This is a genomic window from Streptococcus sp. FDAARGOS_520 (genome assembly GCF_003812685.1).
Taxonomy (GTDB): domain Bacteria; phylum Bacillota; class Bacilli; order Lactobacillales; family Streptococcaceae; genus Streptococcus; species Streptococcus agalactiae.
In genome coordinates this window covers 1,567,529-1,583,060 of record NZ_CP033810.1, presented here as the reverse complement: position 1 = coordinate 1,583,060, position 15,532 = coordinate 1,567,529, and the positions used below count along the sequence as shown (strand labels likewise).

The following is a 15,532-nucleotide window of genomic DNA, read 5'->3' as shown; positions in this document are numbered from 1 at the left end:
ATTTCTAGGCAAATAAAAAAGCAAGAACCGCTAGTGTCAGGCGATTCTTGCTAAATAATATGCACCTATACTGTAATCTGCCTACTTATTTCAAAACTAAATCGTTGTTTTATTAAATCATTTATTTGTTTTGTTGAATTTACAATTTTTAGTTGACTTTTAATATGATTAAAATCATAGTAAGACAATAAATTGATAAAAGCAGAGTTTACAAAGGACGAACTTACTTCGCTAATTCCTGCGAACGAAACAGTCACGACTGTATCTGTATAAAAATAAGATTTCAATTGTTCAAATAAAATCTCTCCCGCCTTATTATCGTTAGAAAAATTCTTTGCTAGTTCTTTGACAGTTAACGTTACCATTCGAATTCTTCCTCCTCTTCTAAATCATATAAATTGTCATTCGATACATCTATTCGAATTTCAAAAAAAGTACCAGGATATGATTCCTCAGACGAATAACTTTGAGTAATTTTATTATCTGATACCGAGACTATACCACAATTAGATATAATTGTAAAGTTCCCGACTTTGTTAGTAGTTAAAGTATTTACAATATTAGAAAGCCCTGCCCCTCTATTTTGAGGTATAGTTTCTGCAGAAACACCCTCTTGAAGAGCGAATTCTATTAACTTGTTGTCAGGCTCATCCTTTTTAAATTTTCGCTTTATAGACTGAGGGATTCCTATTCCGAAATCAGATACTGCTATTACAATCTCCTTGTTCTTGGGATAGTATTGCCCAAAAATACATCCCTTAGATTCCTTAGAATGATCTGCAATATTATTAAAAATTTCGTCAACCGCTACACAAATAGAACTAAACTCATTTGTTCTGCCAGTTTGCTTTTGTAACCAATTCTTAAAGTCTGTTACCTTCCATTGAGCTATTTGTTCAGTGTTAATAAATTTAATTTCAAAAGTAGTCGGGCGCAGTTCCGGCTCTTTATAAACCAATTTATCAAACACTTTAAAAAAGCCACAATCTACTAGATACAACATAGCTTGCCTTTGACGTTTATTTAAAGAGCTTTCTTCGCATATTAACCACTTGATGTTTGCATCTTTTCTTTTTGTAGCAAAAGTTAACATATTATATAACGAAATTACTCCACTAGGTTCCGCAAACTCAATGTTTCTCATATCTACTGTAAGTGTCCTGTTATCACTTAAAGCAAGTAATCTATTGAAATTGGTAACGATTTTCGTAATGTTATATTTGTTTAAATTCTGAGGAAGAACTAGATTATTCATTGATAACAACTTTCTTTATAATAGCGAAACTATTTTACTATTTTTATAAAGAGATTTCAATATTTCAATAAAAATAGCCCCCGCAAAGCGAGGGCATTTGTCTTATCTAAAGGAGCTTTTCCTTTCGTTTATTTTTACATATCTGTTGCGTTAACTAAGTAGCTATCTTCTACCCATTGCGCCGACTCTGGATGGTTAATGCGTGACCATCCATTCACTTTTTCATAAACTCTTACACGAGTTCCTGCCTTGATAAATTCTTTATCAGCGCTACTTGCGTTTGGCTTAGACTCTACATAATAGTCTGTGCTAAGAGTTGCTTCGTAATAAGGTACATTTGAGTTGTCTAATTTAGTGTTAGTAGCTAGTTTTTGATAAAAAGTAAGTTCTTGTGGCTTATCAACCTTAGGTATATCCATTTTGCTACTATCATCTGCTAACAACACAATATTTTTATCTAAACCACCTGCTACTCCTACACTTGTAAACTGCCACCAGCGAACACCATCCATTGAAGGGAAGAACTCCCACAGCGGCTCTGTTCGTACTTCGTAGTCTGGATAACCAGCTATCCAAATGCTATTAGGGTACTTAGCGATAATTTTCTGATAATCAATATTATTAAGCGTAAATGGTTTATAGCTGTAATAAATAGGCTTATATCCAGCGCTAGCGATTTTATCCATAAATGCAATAACTGCATTTGTGTTAGCTTGCTTGTCTGCGCTTGCGGAATCTTCATAGTCAATGACTAAGTATGATACTTTTTTGCTTGGTAAGTTAGACAAAAATAAGTCTGCTTCCCGTTGCGCTAAAGCACTATCACCGCCAAAACGTCCAAAGTGGTAATAGCCAATTGGGTCGCTTGTGTTTGCTTGTTGTTGATGTCTGTCAGACAGCCAAGCAATTGACTCGGATACCTTGATAATCGTTTTTGTAGTGCCCGCCTGCTGACAAGTCGTTGTTAAATCTGCTTGTTGATAAGCCGATACATCGATAAAGTAATCACCTTTATTTAAACCGGTATTATCAGTTACAGTAACAGCGTTTTTAAAGCTTTTTGGTCTAAAGGCTGTTGGATAAGTTGCTGAATATGGGATTTTTACAAGATTGTATGCACCGTTAGCACCCCCTTGATTTTGCCCCAAAAACCAGCCATATCCGCCTCCTGCATCGCTGTCAAAAATTGCTACATGACTGTAAGGCGTTACACCGTCAACAACCATAAAAATAGCAACATCACCAGCTTGCATAACTTCCACTTCATCAAAATAGTTTAAGATACCATTTTCGTGACGTTGCTCCCATATATCCCTTGCGTATCCTGTATTTGTACAGTTTGCGTATGGCAGTCCTAGATACTTACAGTAATCTGCGTAGCCATCCCAACATTGTGCACCGAAAGACCCATCAATATCATAAGCGTTACCATTTGACCTGCTTTTATATTCTTGATAAGTTGCCATTTACTCCTCCTTTCCAAAAAGTAAATAAATCGGATAACTAAAAAAAGCAACCACTGCAAGCGGTATGTACAGTATTGCTATTGCTAGTACCATTGCTATTTTAGTGATTGCACGCATGTCCCCTCCTATTTTTTTGGCTCGTGGTAAGTCAATGCTTGCTCACTGTCTGAAAGACCTTCGGTTGTTGGGTCTGTAACAATACCTGCAATAACAAGTACTGAAAACACACTATTAACAACTACTAACAATTTATTACCTAAATCACTAAGTTCAAGTGTATAACCAAAAACATTTGCAACTGCTTGTACAACTAAAAATATTGCTGGAATAATTGCTGACCAAAATGCTTTGTTTTTAATTCTTACTTTCCAATTAATCATGTTATTTCTCCTCTTTTTCTAGACGACCAATGCGGTCACTCATATAAGACATCTCCTTTTGGACAACACCAATGGTCTGAGAAATGTCCTGTAACTGTTCTGTATTTTTATCTAAGTGACCTTTGAGCCACTCTTCACGTTTGTTAGATTCTGATTTTGATTGGTCATGGAAATCCATTAGCTTTTTCTCACGCTTATCAGACGTTCGCACCAGATAACCAACCACAATCATAAAAAGCAAGATAAAGAGAATAGCCCACACAAATTGTGATTGAGCGATTCTTTCTGCTTGTTCTACTGTCATCCGACTACCTCACTAACTTGCTAAAATTTCAGCAAGTAATTCTTCATCGCACATAATTGCAAGTTGCTCTTTTGTTTTGTTATTAATAAACTCTGAAAATCCCTTTTTAACAAAACTTGACCAAGCCATACGTCCATAATATAAGTCAATCGCAAATAATTTAATCATCATATCTATCCCTTCTTCCTGTAAAAAAATTCTAACCAATAGCAATAAGATCTTCATCTTTTAAAACCTCTTTTGCGTAAAGCGTACTTATCAGATTGATAAGTGTTTGTGTGCCTGTTGATGTTGATGTACTTAGTTCAGTCATTTTTTCAGACTGAGCTTTATCTTTATACTTTTCGTCGTAAAATATCTGCTCACACTTTTCAAGTGTTTCTGCAAAAGATTTATTATCAAAGTCAACTGGTAAGTCAAAAGTTAAGTTACCTCTTACGTGAGGTAAATCAACTGCCACAATTGCATTAACTTTTGCAATGCTTTTATCTTCTAACATTACAGGATATTTGTTTAAAATTTCCAATAGTTTTCCTCCTTTAAATTGTCCACTGAATTTGACCTTTTACGTTAACAGTCCATTTTGACGGATTAAACCACAGAATACGACCGTCTGCGCTCACTTGAACATTTAAAACATTGAGTTGTATAGTCCAAGCCGTTACTGCAAACATCATGTCGCTAGGTATCAAATTCGTAGGCATAGAGCCAACCGTCAACTTATCTATGCCATTCGTCGCAAAGTTGTACTTAACGGTGACTGTACTGCCTGTCTGCCTATAACTAAAACCATTGCCGATTGACTGCCAGCCTGAGTCTATCGTTGTAGGCAAGCTATCTTTTTTAGCGTACTCACTCCATGTGCTCCAAGCACCGTTTTCCAGCAACCGCGTAAATATAGTTTTATTTGTACGGTCGTAAAATTGTTGATAAGCATAGTTTGCCGTCTGGTGTCTTACAACTGTTACGTACCCAGGACCTGCCCCTACAGGTCTATTAGCACCTCTAAATACACAATAAAAACCTGTGTCTTGCAAGCTATTTAGGTCAGTGTCATCATGTCTAAAAGAGCCACCATTATTTAAAGCAAGTTGTTTTTGTTGGATTGGCTTGCCATCAGAGTAGATATTCCCAGCGACGTTTAAAGAACCTGAATCATCGATTTTAGGTAGTGTACCAATTCCAACGCTATTTTTGTGCCATGCTAGCGGAAAAGATTCTGTTGATACGGTCTGTTTTACAGGCGTTCCACCACCGCTAACAGAAAACAAATCACTTAGCAAGCCGTAAACATCAAACGATTTATCTGGTCCATACGTGCCACTCAAAGTTGCTGTTGAGTTAACAAGTTCTGCGGTTGACGTATATGTCCCACTAGCGTTAGAAGTATCAACTGTAAAGCTAGTTGTATTGAGTGGCGCTGTCTTAAAAGTCAACATCATCTTATTTTTTTGTACGCCATCAACAATAAGAGGTGCAATTTTAGCGTTGCGAGTAACAACCAAATTGTCATTTTTAGCGCCTGCTCTGGTTACGGTAAAACTGAACGCAGGTGGGAAGTACGGAATGACGTTTACTTCTGCGGTAATAGGGTCTGACACCCTGCCCCTACTATCTGTAACTGTAGCTTTAATAGTTGCTTTGCCACTAAAGTTAAATATCCCGAGCGGACCACCATTTTGCTGCGTGGATTGGTTTTTGCCAACCACCTCCGCATAATAACTAGCTATCGTCGACCCATATGCTCCTACAGCACCATTAAAAGTGACAATTGGATTGGATACAATTTGCACAAAATTATTAGCACCTACTAATGCAGATGCTTTTTGATTTGTATCCGATAAAACAAGACTTGCTATTGTTGGTTTAACACTATCAGGTAAAGTCAGATAAAAAATAGCGGTTGACGTCCCAATGACAGAACCGTTAGATTTTGTATCAACGTATATTGTTCCAGGTGTGCTAGTTGCATTTGGAACCGTATTAGCCCAATCTAAACTTGTTTTAAAAGTTGTTGAACCTTTTATATCACTAGCAACAACTCCAGTGATACCATTCACGTTGTATCTTACATCATGTGTAAAATCACTTGAACTTTGATTGATATTAACATTTAGCGCATCTCCAAAATAGCCGCTAGATACAGATACAGTACTTGCACGAGATAGCTTCGTTAGTTTAAATTGTTGGTCTGGTATCGTCAACGTTCCGGGTGCGTATCCACCTGGACCTAGCAATTTAGCAGCAACAACGACTATTTCATCTCCATTTGAATCGTGTGGAACTCTGATAGTTTTATCAATCAACAATTGATTGCCGTTAAAACCGATAGAGGAAGGTGCGTTAAAGTCATATTTAGCACCCACCCAGGCATATCCACCAAAACTATACTGAGCGTAACTGTTAGTGCCAGAAGTCAAATAGAGCCTAAACCTTACTTGACTACTATTGTCTGCAACCGACGTTGAAACCTCGTCAACAATATAAGTTAAGCGATAACTCTTGTCAGAGTTACTATAATATGTTGTCATCTATCCTCCTTTCTACCCGACATATCTTACGACGTTAATATCAGCGTTTAGTTCGTATTGCTCAATACGATAACGTCCAATTTGCAGTTTAGTTGTAAAAATACCGCTATCAATAACAAGCACACTCTGAGCTATATATGCTACTTCTTTACCACTTGAGTAAAAACTGATGCGATCGTTATCAACTCTAACGCTTGACGTTCCATCTTTTTGTCCGATTACAAGACCGTCCTCTGACTGACTCATAAATTTATTAACAAAATCAGTGCGTATCTGCATCTCCCCAATTGTTTGCTGTACTGCTATCATGCGATTAGAAAAGTCTATCAGTTTTTGTTCTGATAACTTTTGTCCTCCCTCTCGTGCTTTGATTTCGTCTTGCAATGCTTTAACCCAGTCGTTGACTGTGTCTAACGTTGCTTTAGATTGCAATTCAGCTTCTGCGATGCGAGCACGTTCAGCGAGTGCATTTAGTTGCTCAACTGTAAACGCTTCGTCAGCTTTTGAATCAAGATTACTTGCTTTATCAGCTTCTGATTCCTGCCAGTCGCCTGTTTTATTTCCCCTAACGAGCATAAACCCACCAGAGCTGAAACTACCTTGCTCCGATGACACCATCGCGAACCTTGGTCTAATCCTACCTGTCTTAGTTGGTGTAAAAGTGATTTCAAAACGTCTGAGACTAGAGTCAACGTTTTTTATAATTGTCTCTCGTGGGGTATCGCTAGTAATAAAACCATCTGCTATATCATAAAGATAAAAATATAAATTCCCAGCTACCTCACGTTTAACATAAGCACTAAAAGTGTACGTTACACCTTGCTCGACCATGATATCTTTTGCATGCGACACTTTTTGCCCACTAATCCATTTTTTAAGCGTGAAAGGACAATTAGAGAGGTTCTCGTCTTCTAGCGTTGCAGAAGTAAACCAATCAGTCCCAAAAAATGATTTTGTACCATCAATCAGATTGTTTGTCCCGACGACAACCGTCCCAACCATGTCAGTCCAGCGGTATTTTTTAGGGTCACTTGAATCTATTGCATCGTAGTCAGTATATTGCCCAATGTAGCGCTTGTTTGCACTATCAGACACGCTAAAGTCAACTGTCCCATCTGAGCTGTTTGCATACGCTACATGCCAGTAAGGTGTCTTACCGTCAGCACCAGCTGGACCTTGGATACCTCTAGCACCATCTGCGCCTTTTATCAAATTCCACTTGTACTTTTTAGGGTCGTTTGAGTCTATGATATTATCATCAACATACATACCTATGTACGTTTTGCCAACGTTATCAGATACACTAAAGCCAGTTGATCCGTTCTCGTCAAGGGCGTATGCTATATGCGTATAAGTCGCTTTACCGTCAGCACCAGCTGGACCTTGAATGCCTTGGTCACCTTTTGGACCTTGCAGTCCGTTTACACCGGGAGGTCCTTGTGGTCCCGGTGCGCCATCTTTCCCGTCAGCACCGTCTTCAGTGTCTGTAAATGATATTTGTGTGCTTGCTACAAGTTCCTCATTTAAATATGCCTCAACTGTTATATTTAAAACGTGGTTAAAGTCGCTTGCTTTAACGATTAGCGATGGTCCGATATCAATTAGCGAGTCACCATTTTTATAAAAATAAACTGCTTCATAGTCTTTCCCGTTCTTTTGCAAGCTAGGAGTTAGGACAGATTCACCAGTGCCATTTTTAAAAGCGACACCATTCGAAGTAGCTAGTTTGATTTCGTATGGAATTGACTCATCGTATAGACGCAACATATCACTGATTAAATCAGAAGCTAACTGACTTTCTTTTTCGACAAAATTGCTGAATTTAGTTTTGTTAGAGCTGGGATTTGTTATGGATATTTCTTGCTCAACTACTCGTGCTGTCAAAATCAGCGGTGGCTCGTATCCGTCGTCCTGTATCCGCACAACATCACCAAGTTCTAAGTCAACATAGCCATCAACTTCGTATGTAATTGCTGGATATGCGTGTGCTTTTAAGTCTTTTAGACCTGTTGACATCAAGACTTCTTGACTATCAGTCTCGACTTCCATGTCTTTTCGTATCCAGTTGTCTCGTGTCTCATTACCGGTTAAAACAGATGGATAGCGGTCTCTTGAAAGTGGTGCGTACAAAAATCCATTTTTGAGATAGTACTCTACTTTACCGTTTTCATCTTTCCACTCTTTGTAGATAGAGTTGTCAATATAGATGATTTGTTCTTCTTCATATGTTTCTGTTTGCGCCTCTTGTACAACTTCTTCGTACGATATCTGTGTTCCACCAGTAACTTGCTGAGTAGTTGCACCATTGACAGACATACCTTGCGCTATTTCACGAGGGTAACATACTGTCTGCAATCCTCTAGCAAAAGCGTTAATCTCATACGAGTTTTCCATGACATACATGCGTCCAGCGTAATTCTGCTCTAAGACAGTGACTCTTGTTTTAGACACACTCTTGATAATCCCTGTGTGCCCCCATTGTGTTGTATAAAATGGAGCACCAAAATTTGCTTTAACATTATAGATACCGCCAGCTTGCAAGTTGCCAGCATTAGGCGACCTGTCTAGCTTCCAACCATAAGCACCCCAGTTATAATCAGTGCCGATTAAGGCAGCAGCCATACCGCCTCCGATACGACCTCTAATACCACCAACCGAGCTGTCAATCCAAGCGCCATCCAATTTTTTTGCATACCACCCAGATAGCGCATAACACTGTCCAGAACCGATTCTGCGCCCTTTCAGCTTAGTAGCCTCATTAATAGCTTGTATTGTTTTAGTGGCTCTTCTAGCGACGTTTACGGCGGTTATGGGCTTTACAGGAGTCTGCCACAGCTTATCAATCGTATTGAGGATATTTCCAGTTACTTTATTGATACCATTTCGGATATTAGTCATCAAATTTGTGTAGCTTTGATATCCTGCTGCTGCATAGTCATATTTAGCTCCACCAGCTCTAAAAAGCCCTTTTGTATAGTCTGCTATATTCTTTTTGCCGACGACATTATAAATCCCTTGTTTTGCTAAAAGATAAGTGTAATCTTTTAAAAAGTCATCTACACTTGCATAGTGCATGTACGTTCCGCCCTCGTTTGCAGGACGAGCCATACCAGTAGTGACTTTTACTCCGCTAGGACGTGTCTGTGCTCCTCCACTCATACCTGCCCAATTGTTGTCACGTTTACCAACTGTCGAATCACCCCAGAAACTCTCTAAATAAAGCTGTGTAATGATGCCACTTGGCAAAATGTTGTATTGTACAGCATAGTTTATAATCGCTTGTACGTTGGCTTTTTTGATTGTGTGACCGTAATATTTAATATCGCCGCCTAAGTAAGTCTTGTTAGAGCCAACTGTCTTAGTGACTTTACGTGTAACAGGATTAGAGACAACACGCTCACCTTTTACAGTCTTTTTACCGTAAGGACGTATTGCGTTATAAATCTGACGCTTATCAAGCTTTTTAGTAATACCAGCGATATTTTTTTGGTATCTAAGCACAGTGTCACTTCTGTCACGACCAACACCGTATGACTTTCCTTCTTCGTATTCTTTATAGACGTTTACTATAAAAGCTTTAAAAGTGTGGTTATTGTGTAGTTGCGTTTCAAACTCAATTTCTGCATCAAAATTATTAGCAATCGATAACAAGCGAGCTAACTTAGTATCTTGGCCAGTCCATTCCAAAGTGAGTTTTTTGTCCTTGACTTCGTTTGTGCCAATTGTCAAAGCACCCCAATTTAAAATATCAAATGCTACAAGATACTCTTCAAACGACATCGCTTTAGTTGCTTTATATGCGTTGCAATACTCGTTGAGTAACTCTAAATTAAGATTTTCGCAAAGGCAACGTATTTTTGTCTCTGTTTCCTCGACTTGCATGATGTTAAACAATTGTACTTTACCTTTGTGTACAAAAGAGACAAATGCTTGATCGTTTAGTGCGTGATATTTGTGATTAAGTGGATTGTCACCCAACAGCGTTTTTTTATAAACTGAAAACTCAAAGGCTGACGAACCAGTTGTGAGCTGTCTAGTCCACAAATCATCATAATAATTAAGTGCTCCTTGTTTATCATTGTCTAAAAGCAAAACTGGATGTAACTTTGCGTCGTGTATTACTAGAGTTATTACAACCACCTCTCTTCCATAAGTATCTCAACATTTGGTGCAGACTGAGAAAATTTAGATAACTGCATAACCAACTCTGACTCTCCCGGTGGTATAGATATTGGTTGAGAGCCTAAGACCATGTCCTGTAAGGAATTAAGCTCTTTGGTTTTGACTGTATCATTTTCAAAGTTAATGATAACCTCATCCCCTGGTTGATATTTATTGACGATATTGTTGTAATGAGACACTCCCATTTTTTCAAAATTAACTTTTTCAAAAAGATTATAATTGATATATTTAGAACTATCACTACATGTTCCCATTGCAAGGTGTATCTTGCGGGATTTTTTCCCTTTAAGAGATGGAACAGTTACATGATGATGCGCACCGTTAAAATAAATACGAAACTTATCTTCTTCCCTGAAAATCTCAACCGCTCTACTTCTATTCATTGAAAAAGGATTGTGATAATTTCTGTCTGCTTGGAATTTAAACTGCTTATAAAATCTCCAACCCACACCGTCGTCATCAAGCGCAAAAAAATTGTACTCTGTTTCAAAACCATTTTTCCGTTTGTAAGTTTCGATTCCATACAAAAACTCGTCATTTCCTTCATCGTCGATTCCCGTTACACAAAGCTTTAAAAAACCTTTCTGATCCTGCGCAGTAGCAATAAAAATCTGTTGCCACCAAAAATGTTCGTTCATCGTATACTCTCCATTAGAATCTGGTTTAATGTCAAATGTGCGAGTTCCTACATGTTCTGTGTATCCCGGTGTGGTGCCTCTATTTCCAATAACAACATATTCACCGCCCTTGCCAGAACCTAAGATGTTATCAATGCGCATCCGTTTCAGCTCTGTATCGTACGTCGGTGGCATGTGATTAAGTTTTGCGACGTTTGGCGCACCATCCAAAGATTGTGCTATCGCTTTTGAGTAATCAAAAAGGACTTCGTTGCGATGCACGATAGTCCCGTCTTCTTCTTCTGATGATCCAAGTGCAAAAGCACCTGTTTCGTTTGCGATGCCGATGTAGCCATTTTCGGAGTTGTGTTTTATTTTGATAATTGGCAACGCATTGGTGTTACCCTCGTTTTGCAATTTAAATGTTAGTTTATTTCCATCTTGCGTGTAATCTAAAAACTTTTTGTAAGTAGTTGAATGAGCGACGCCATCTGGAATTAAAAAAGTGATAACAGCCCTCTGATACCACCTTGCTACTTTTTCTGTCGAAATCTCACCTTGTGCAAGCCCGAGATAGTACTTATCTGGTTCATCTCCGAACGTCATTTTTTTAGGCTTGTCAACATTTAACACACCAGCAAGTTCATGTTTTAATTGCTCGGTTAAAACGCCATTTATTTCTAGTGGCTCTATATGTACTTTGATAATTTTAGCGCCCGTCTTTATGCCACGAATAGCTGTACCAAGTTGAAACGTCTCATTCAACGACAATGTTCGTTCATTTCCTATAGACCGCTCAACACGAGATATCCTAAAAAATTTAGACATGTCTACACCGTCATAAATAAATTTCAATTTAGCATTCCTTTCATTCGATTATTGCGACTATTTCGTTGCGTTTGATAATTTGTAATGCGGTCCGCAACTTTAGCTACCCACTGACCGTCCTGTAAGTAAAGTTCTACTGGACGCTCTATTGCTTGTTCTGCAATGTCTAAAGCTTGCTCAATAACGCTGTTATCTTTAGTAGATTTTAAAACTGCAATCATTTCCTCAATCATCCAATACAACTTATCATCTGTTGTTGAAGTCACTGTGTTTTTAGGAAGTTCGCTCATTCGTTGCGTGATATTAGCAATCTTAGTGTTGTCAAAACCAATACCGTTTGCATATTTTGGTATTCCTAAGTCATACATGTAATCACGAGTAGCACTTGCTTTCATGACTTTCGAACCACGAGGGAGTGGCAAGATAACGTCACGTCCATCTGGGATAAAAGATTGTCCGTTTGGTAATGTTACTAACTCTTTATATAAAGAACCTTTTTGGTCGTTGACCATCGCAAGTCCACCAGGGTGGTAGTCTGTACCAACAGCGTATCCTGTTAGTTTGCTCCATAAGTCACTCGCAGTTTTTTTGATTGACGCCCAAATAGTGACATGTTTATCTTGCACACTATTTAATGTTCTTTGAGCGCTGTTAACTCCGGACAATGTTTTATTAGCCGCTGTCACTTTGACTTCTTTTCCGACTAAGCTATTGATCGTTTTTTGTGCTTCATCTTTCCCTTTTTTTGTTAAGTTTTTAGCGAGTAATTTTTTTTCGTCTGGTTTTAAAGCATTCCAATTTTCAAGAGTTCGTGTTGCAACTCCTTTTTTATTCAGGAAGTCTTTGTTATCCCCTAAAATCCGCTTAACTTCTTCTGGCAAACTATTCCATATTTCTAAATGTTGCTTACTTTCTACTATAGCTTGAATACCTTGATGCCCATCAACAACTAACTCTTTCTCTTCTGGAGTAAGGGTATCCCATTTGCCAGTCTCTACAAGTACTTCTGCCATGGTTATCCGAGCGTTTGTTTCTAGGTTTGCGTTTTTAGCAATAAACTTAAGTCTGTCCCAGCCACCTTCCGCTTCAAGAGCCTTGGCTACTTCCTCTTTAGCATTGGTTTTTAACTTACCTGTTTTGGGATTCCAGACAAGTCCGTTCCACTGCGAATTAGCAAGCTTTTGGTCTTCTGTAGATTTCTTAGTGGTTCTAGCCCACATTGTATTCACTTCTTGCGCTTTTGAAGCCGCTTTGGTTGTCTTTGTCATCAACTCTTCGTAAGACAAACCAAGCTCCTTCATTTGCTTTTTAACATCATTAACCATCGCTTGTTGCAATTGAGGGTCTAAATATTTAGCAGTACCTTTTAGCAATTTCTTTTGAATTGCAGCGTAGCGCTTGCCGTAAGCTTCCATTTTTAAGTAATGGTCTGCTTCAAGTTGTTGTTGCTTCTTGTGTATCTCTTCGCGAGTTTTGACAGCCTCTTTGTCATTACCTTTTATAGAGTCGTAAACTTTTTTAAGACCACTTTTGAGTTTATTGTATGACTTATTTTCTGCTTTTATCCATTTTTCAGTAACTTCAAGAGCTTTGGTTAATTGCTGGCTATTCAATGAATTTAAATCGCCATTCATTGCTTTTACGATAGCTTTTTTCTCTTTAGCAGAGTAGTTCAATTTTGACAGTTGCACATTGATAAGCTCGTTTTGATTCGCTAATACAACAGCTTTTTCTTCTTCGGTTAATCTTCTGTGTTCATTACTAGCATTTTGATAGATATTGATAACTTCATCAGACATCTGTTTAACATTCTCTACAGTTTGTCGGCTAGATTTTTTTATTTGGTCCATCGTACCTTGGCTAAAACCAAATTGTTCTGCAAGTTTGATTTTTTCGCTTAAATCTTTATTTTCTAGCTTTTCAATTTCAGCAACTAAACCTTGGAACGCTGTCTTCACGGAGTTAACCTGTTCAGCTCCCCCTCTAAAGCCTTCCATTGATTGATTTGTTTGATCAACCTTATCTTTAAAGGATTGCAGTTCATTGGCTTGTACTTGACTAACTTTAGTCCCCCACTCTTGCGTACGTTGGTGCGCTTCGTAGGCTTTTTGAGCAAAGTATCCGACAGCAAGCGCAGCAGCTCCTCCTAGCACAACACCCCAAGTTACGGGATTCCCTAGCAATGCTGCCGCTCCACTCATTCCAGTTAATGCAGTAGTTGCACCTTCCGCTCCAACTCCTAAAGCAGCAGCTCCAGTTTTTGCTGCTCCCAGACTCCCGGAGAGTGTGCCTAACGTTTTGCTTAATTTTCCTAGTCCTTGAATCGTTCCACCGATGACACCGACGCCTTTACCAAAAATGGATAGAGCAGGCCCAGATGCAGCTGCAATGAGCCCCCATTTTATGATTTGGCGTTGTTGTTCTTTGTCGAGAGAACTAAAACTCTTTGCTAAGTCAGCTACTCCTTTGATAAAAGGTCTGCTCGCTTCTAAACCATCGCGTAGTGCGTCAATTAGAGGTCCTCCAAATTCAATAGCAACATCATTCACTTGGTTTTTTAACATCTGTAATTTAGATGCAGTTGTTTCATAGCGTTTGTTAGCTTCATTCATCAATGCTTTGTTTTCACTAAAACCTTTATTAGCCGATTTAAAAGCATCTCCTAACAAATCGCCTGCTCCTGCTAGACGTTGCAATGTATCAATTTCACGCACGGAATTAATATCCATATCTTTTAGGTAAGCGGTTACGTCTTTGCCCTCATCCTTAAAACGCTTCAACCCTTTGACAAAGTCAATAATGGCTTCTTGTGGATTTTTCTTCCAAGACGCAGCAAATTCATCAGCGGATTTACCAGCAATTTTTGCAAACTTCCACAAATCTTCGCCACTAGACAACACTTGTGTATTAATTTTTTGCATGACACGACTAAACGCCGAACCGCCCGCTTCCGCTTCGATACCAACAGAGCTCATAGCTGTTGCCAAACCAAGAATTTGAGGGTCTGTCAATCCTACAACCTTACCTGTACCAGCTAAGCGAAGACCCATTTCAACGATTTCTTTTTCAGTTGTCGCAAAGTTGTTACCCAATTCAACAATTGAGCTACCTAGATTGCTGTACCTAGATGGATCTAGTTGTGTGATATTAGCAAACCTAGCTAATGCTGTTGCAGCTTCTTCTGATGACAAGTTAGTAGATTTTCCCATGTCAATCATGACACGAGTAAACCCTAAGATGTCTTTTGTTTTAATACCCAATTGGCCAGCTGCTTCTGCAACGTGAGATATTTCGGTTGTTGATGCTGGTATCTCTTTAGCCATTTGCCTAATCCCTTTAGACAACATATCATAAGAATAAATTACTTTTCCGTTCGAGTCTTTTACTTCATCAACAGTCTTTTTCACACCAGCAAACGCATCTTCATATTCAATTGCTGCTTTAATTGCATATCCTGCTCCTGCTGCAATAGGTGCTGTAACCCCTTTAGTAAAAGCAGCGCCAACACCAGACACAGAATCTCCAAACGACCTCATCTTTTTCCCAGCTTGTTCTGCTGCGTTGCCAAAACGAGTAAAAACACTTGTTTCTGTTGCGAGTGCTTTTAAGCGACTTTGCAATTCTGAAACTTTTGCCGCAGTCTCCATCATTGCTGACTTGGCGTTAATTAATGATTTTTTTTGTTTGGCAGTGGCTTTGTCAACATCACCGATACTTTCTTTTAATTCACTGTATTTTTGTGATTGTCGCTTAAGTAACTCTTGATAACCTTTCAGAGCACTACCCGTTTCTGCATAAACAGCTTTAAGTCCTTTTACACGACTACCGTGACCTTTAAAGCTATTTTCAACAGCTTTAAGAGAGTTATCTAAAGTTTTCATGTAAGTTTTTAGGTTTCTTGTGTTAGCCATAAAAGGCGCTATGTCAAGAGTTGCAGTTGCTACTAAATCACCTATGTTTCCCATCTAT

Annotated in this window: 11 protein-coding genes; all 11 read right to left on the bottom strand. The window is 38.6% G+C overall.

Annotated features, from left to right (window positions below; genetic code table 11):
* Positions 1–65 precede the first annotated feature (65 nt).
* A complete protein-coding gene (locus tag EGX96_RS08530) occupies positions 66–365 on the bottom strand; it encodes an STAS-like domain-containing protein (RefSeq protein WP_000258211.1) in 300 nt (99 codons plus the stop codon).
* Positions 359–1,255, bottom strand: coding sequence for a sensor histidine kinase (locus EGX96_RS08525; protein ID WP_001061853.1), 897 nt, complete (start codon positions 1,253–1,255; stop codon positions 359–361). The genes EGX96_RS08530 and EGX96_RS08525 overlap by 7 nt, the downstream gene beginning before the upstream one ends.
* Before the next feature lie 134 nt (positions 1,256–1,389).
* Positions 1,390–2,721, bottom strand: coding sequence for a GH25 family lysozyme (locus tag EGX96_RS08520; RefSeq protein WP_000257237.1), 1,332 nt, complete (start codon positions 2,719–2,721; stop codon positions 1,390–1,392).
* A gap of 125 nt (positions 2,722–2,846) precedes the next feature.
* Positions 2,847–3,101 (bottom strand): phage holin, encoded by a 255-nt coding sequence (locus tag EGX96_RS08515; RefSeq protein ID WP_000611524.1) that lies wholly within the window; start codon positions 3,099–3,101, stop codon positions 2,847–2,849.
* A gap of 1 nt (position 3,102) precedes the next feature.
* Positions 3,103–3,405, bottom strand: coding sequence for a hypothetical protein (locus EGX96_RS08510; protein ID WP_000215499.1), 303 nt, complete (start codon positions 3,403–3,405; stop codon positions 3,103–3,105).
* A gap of 12 nt (positions 3,406–3,417) precedes the next feature.
* Positions 3,418–3,576 (bottom strand): CD1375 family protein, encoded by a 159-nt coding sequence (locus tag EGX96_RS08505; protein WP_418287329.1) that lies wholly within the window; start codon positions 3,574–3,576, stop codon positions 3,418–3,420.
* Between the two features lie 28 nt (positions 3,577–3,604).
* Entirely contained in the window at positions 3,605–3,931 is a 327-nt protein-coding gene (locus tag EGX96_RS08500; RefSeq protein WP_000404431.1) for a DUF1366 domain-containing protein, read from the bottom strand.
* Between the two features lie 13 nt (positions 3,932–3,944).
* The gene (locus tag EGX96_RS08495; protein ID WP_047200325.1) at positions 3,945–5,936 is read right to left on the bottom strand and encodes a DUF859 family phage minor structural protein; all 1,992 of its coding nucleotides are present in this window, start codon (positions 5,934–5,936) and stop codon (positions 3,945–3,947) included.
* Positions 5,937–5,948: 12 nt separating this feature from the next.
* Positions 5,949–10,076 carry a glucosaminidase domain-containing protein gene (locus tag EGX96_RS08490; RefSeq protein ID WP_047200816.1) on the bottom strand — a complete coding sequence of 1,376 codons (4,128 nt, stop codon included), beginning with the start codon at positions 10,074–10,076 and terminating at the stop codon, positions 5,949–5,951.
* A complete protein-coding gene (locus EGX96_RS08485) occupies positions 10,067–11,590 on the bottom strand; it encodes a distal tail protein Dit (RefSeq protein ID WP_000668937.1) in 1,524 nt (507 codons plus the stop codon). The genes EGX96_RS08490 and EGX96_RS08485 overlap by 10 nt, the downstream gene beginning before the upstream one ends.
* Entirely contained in the window at positions 11,587–15,528 is a 3,942-nt protein-coding gene (locus EGX96_RS08480) for a phage tail tape measure protein (RefSeq protein ID WP_000526768.1), read from the bottom strand. The genes EGX96_RS08485 and EGX96_RS08480 overlap by 4 nt, the downstream gene beginning before the upstream one ends.
* Between the last annotated feature and the right edge of the window lie 4 nt (positions 15,529–15,532).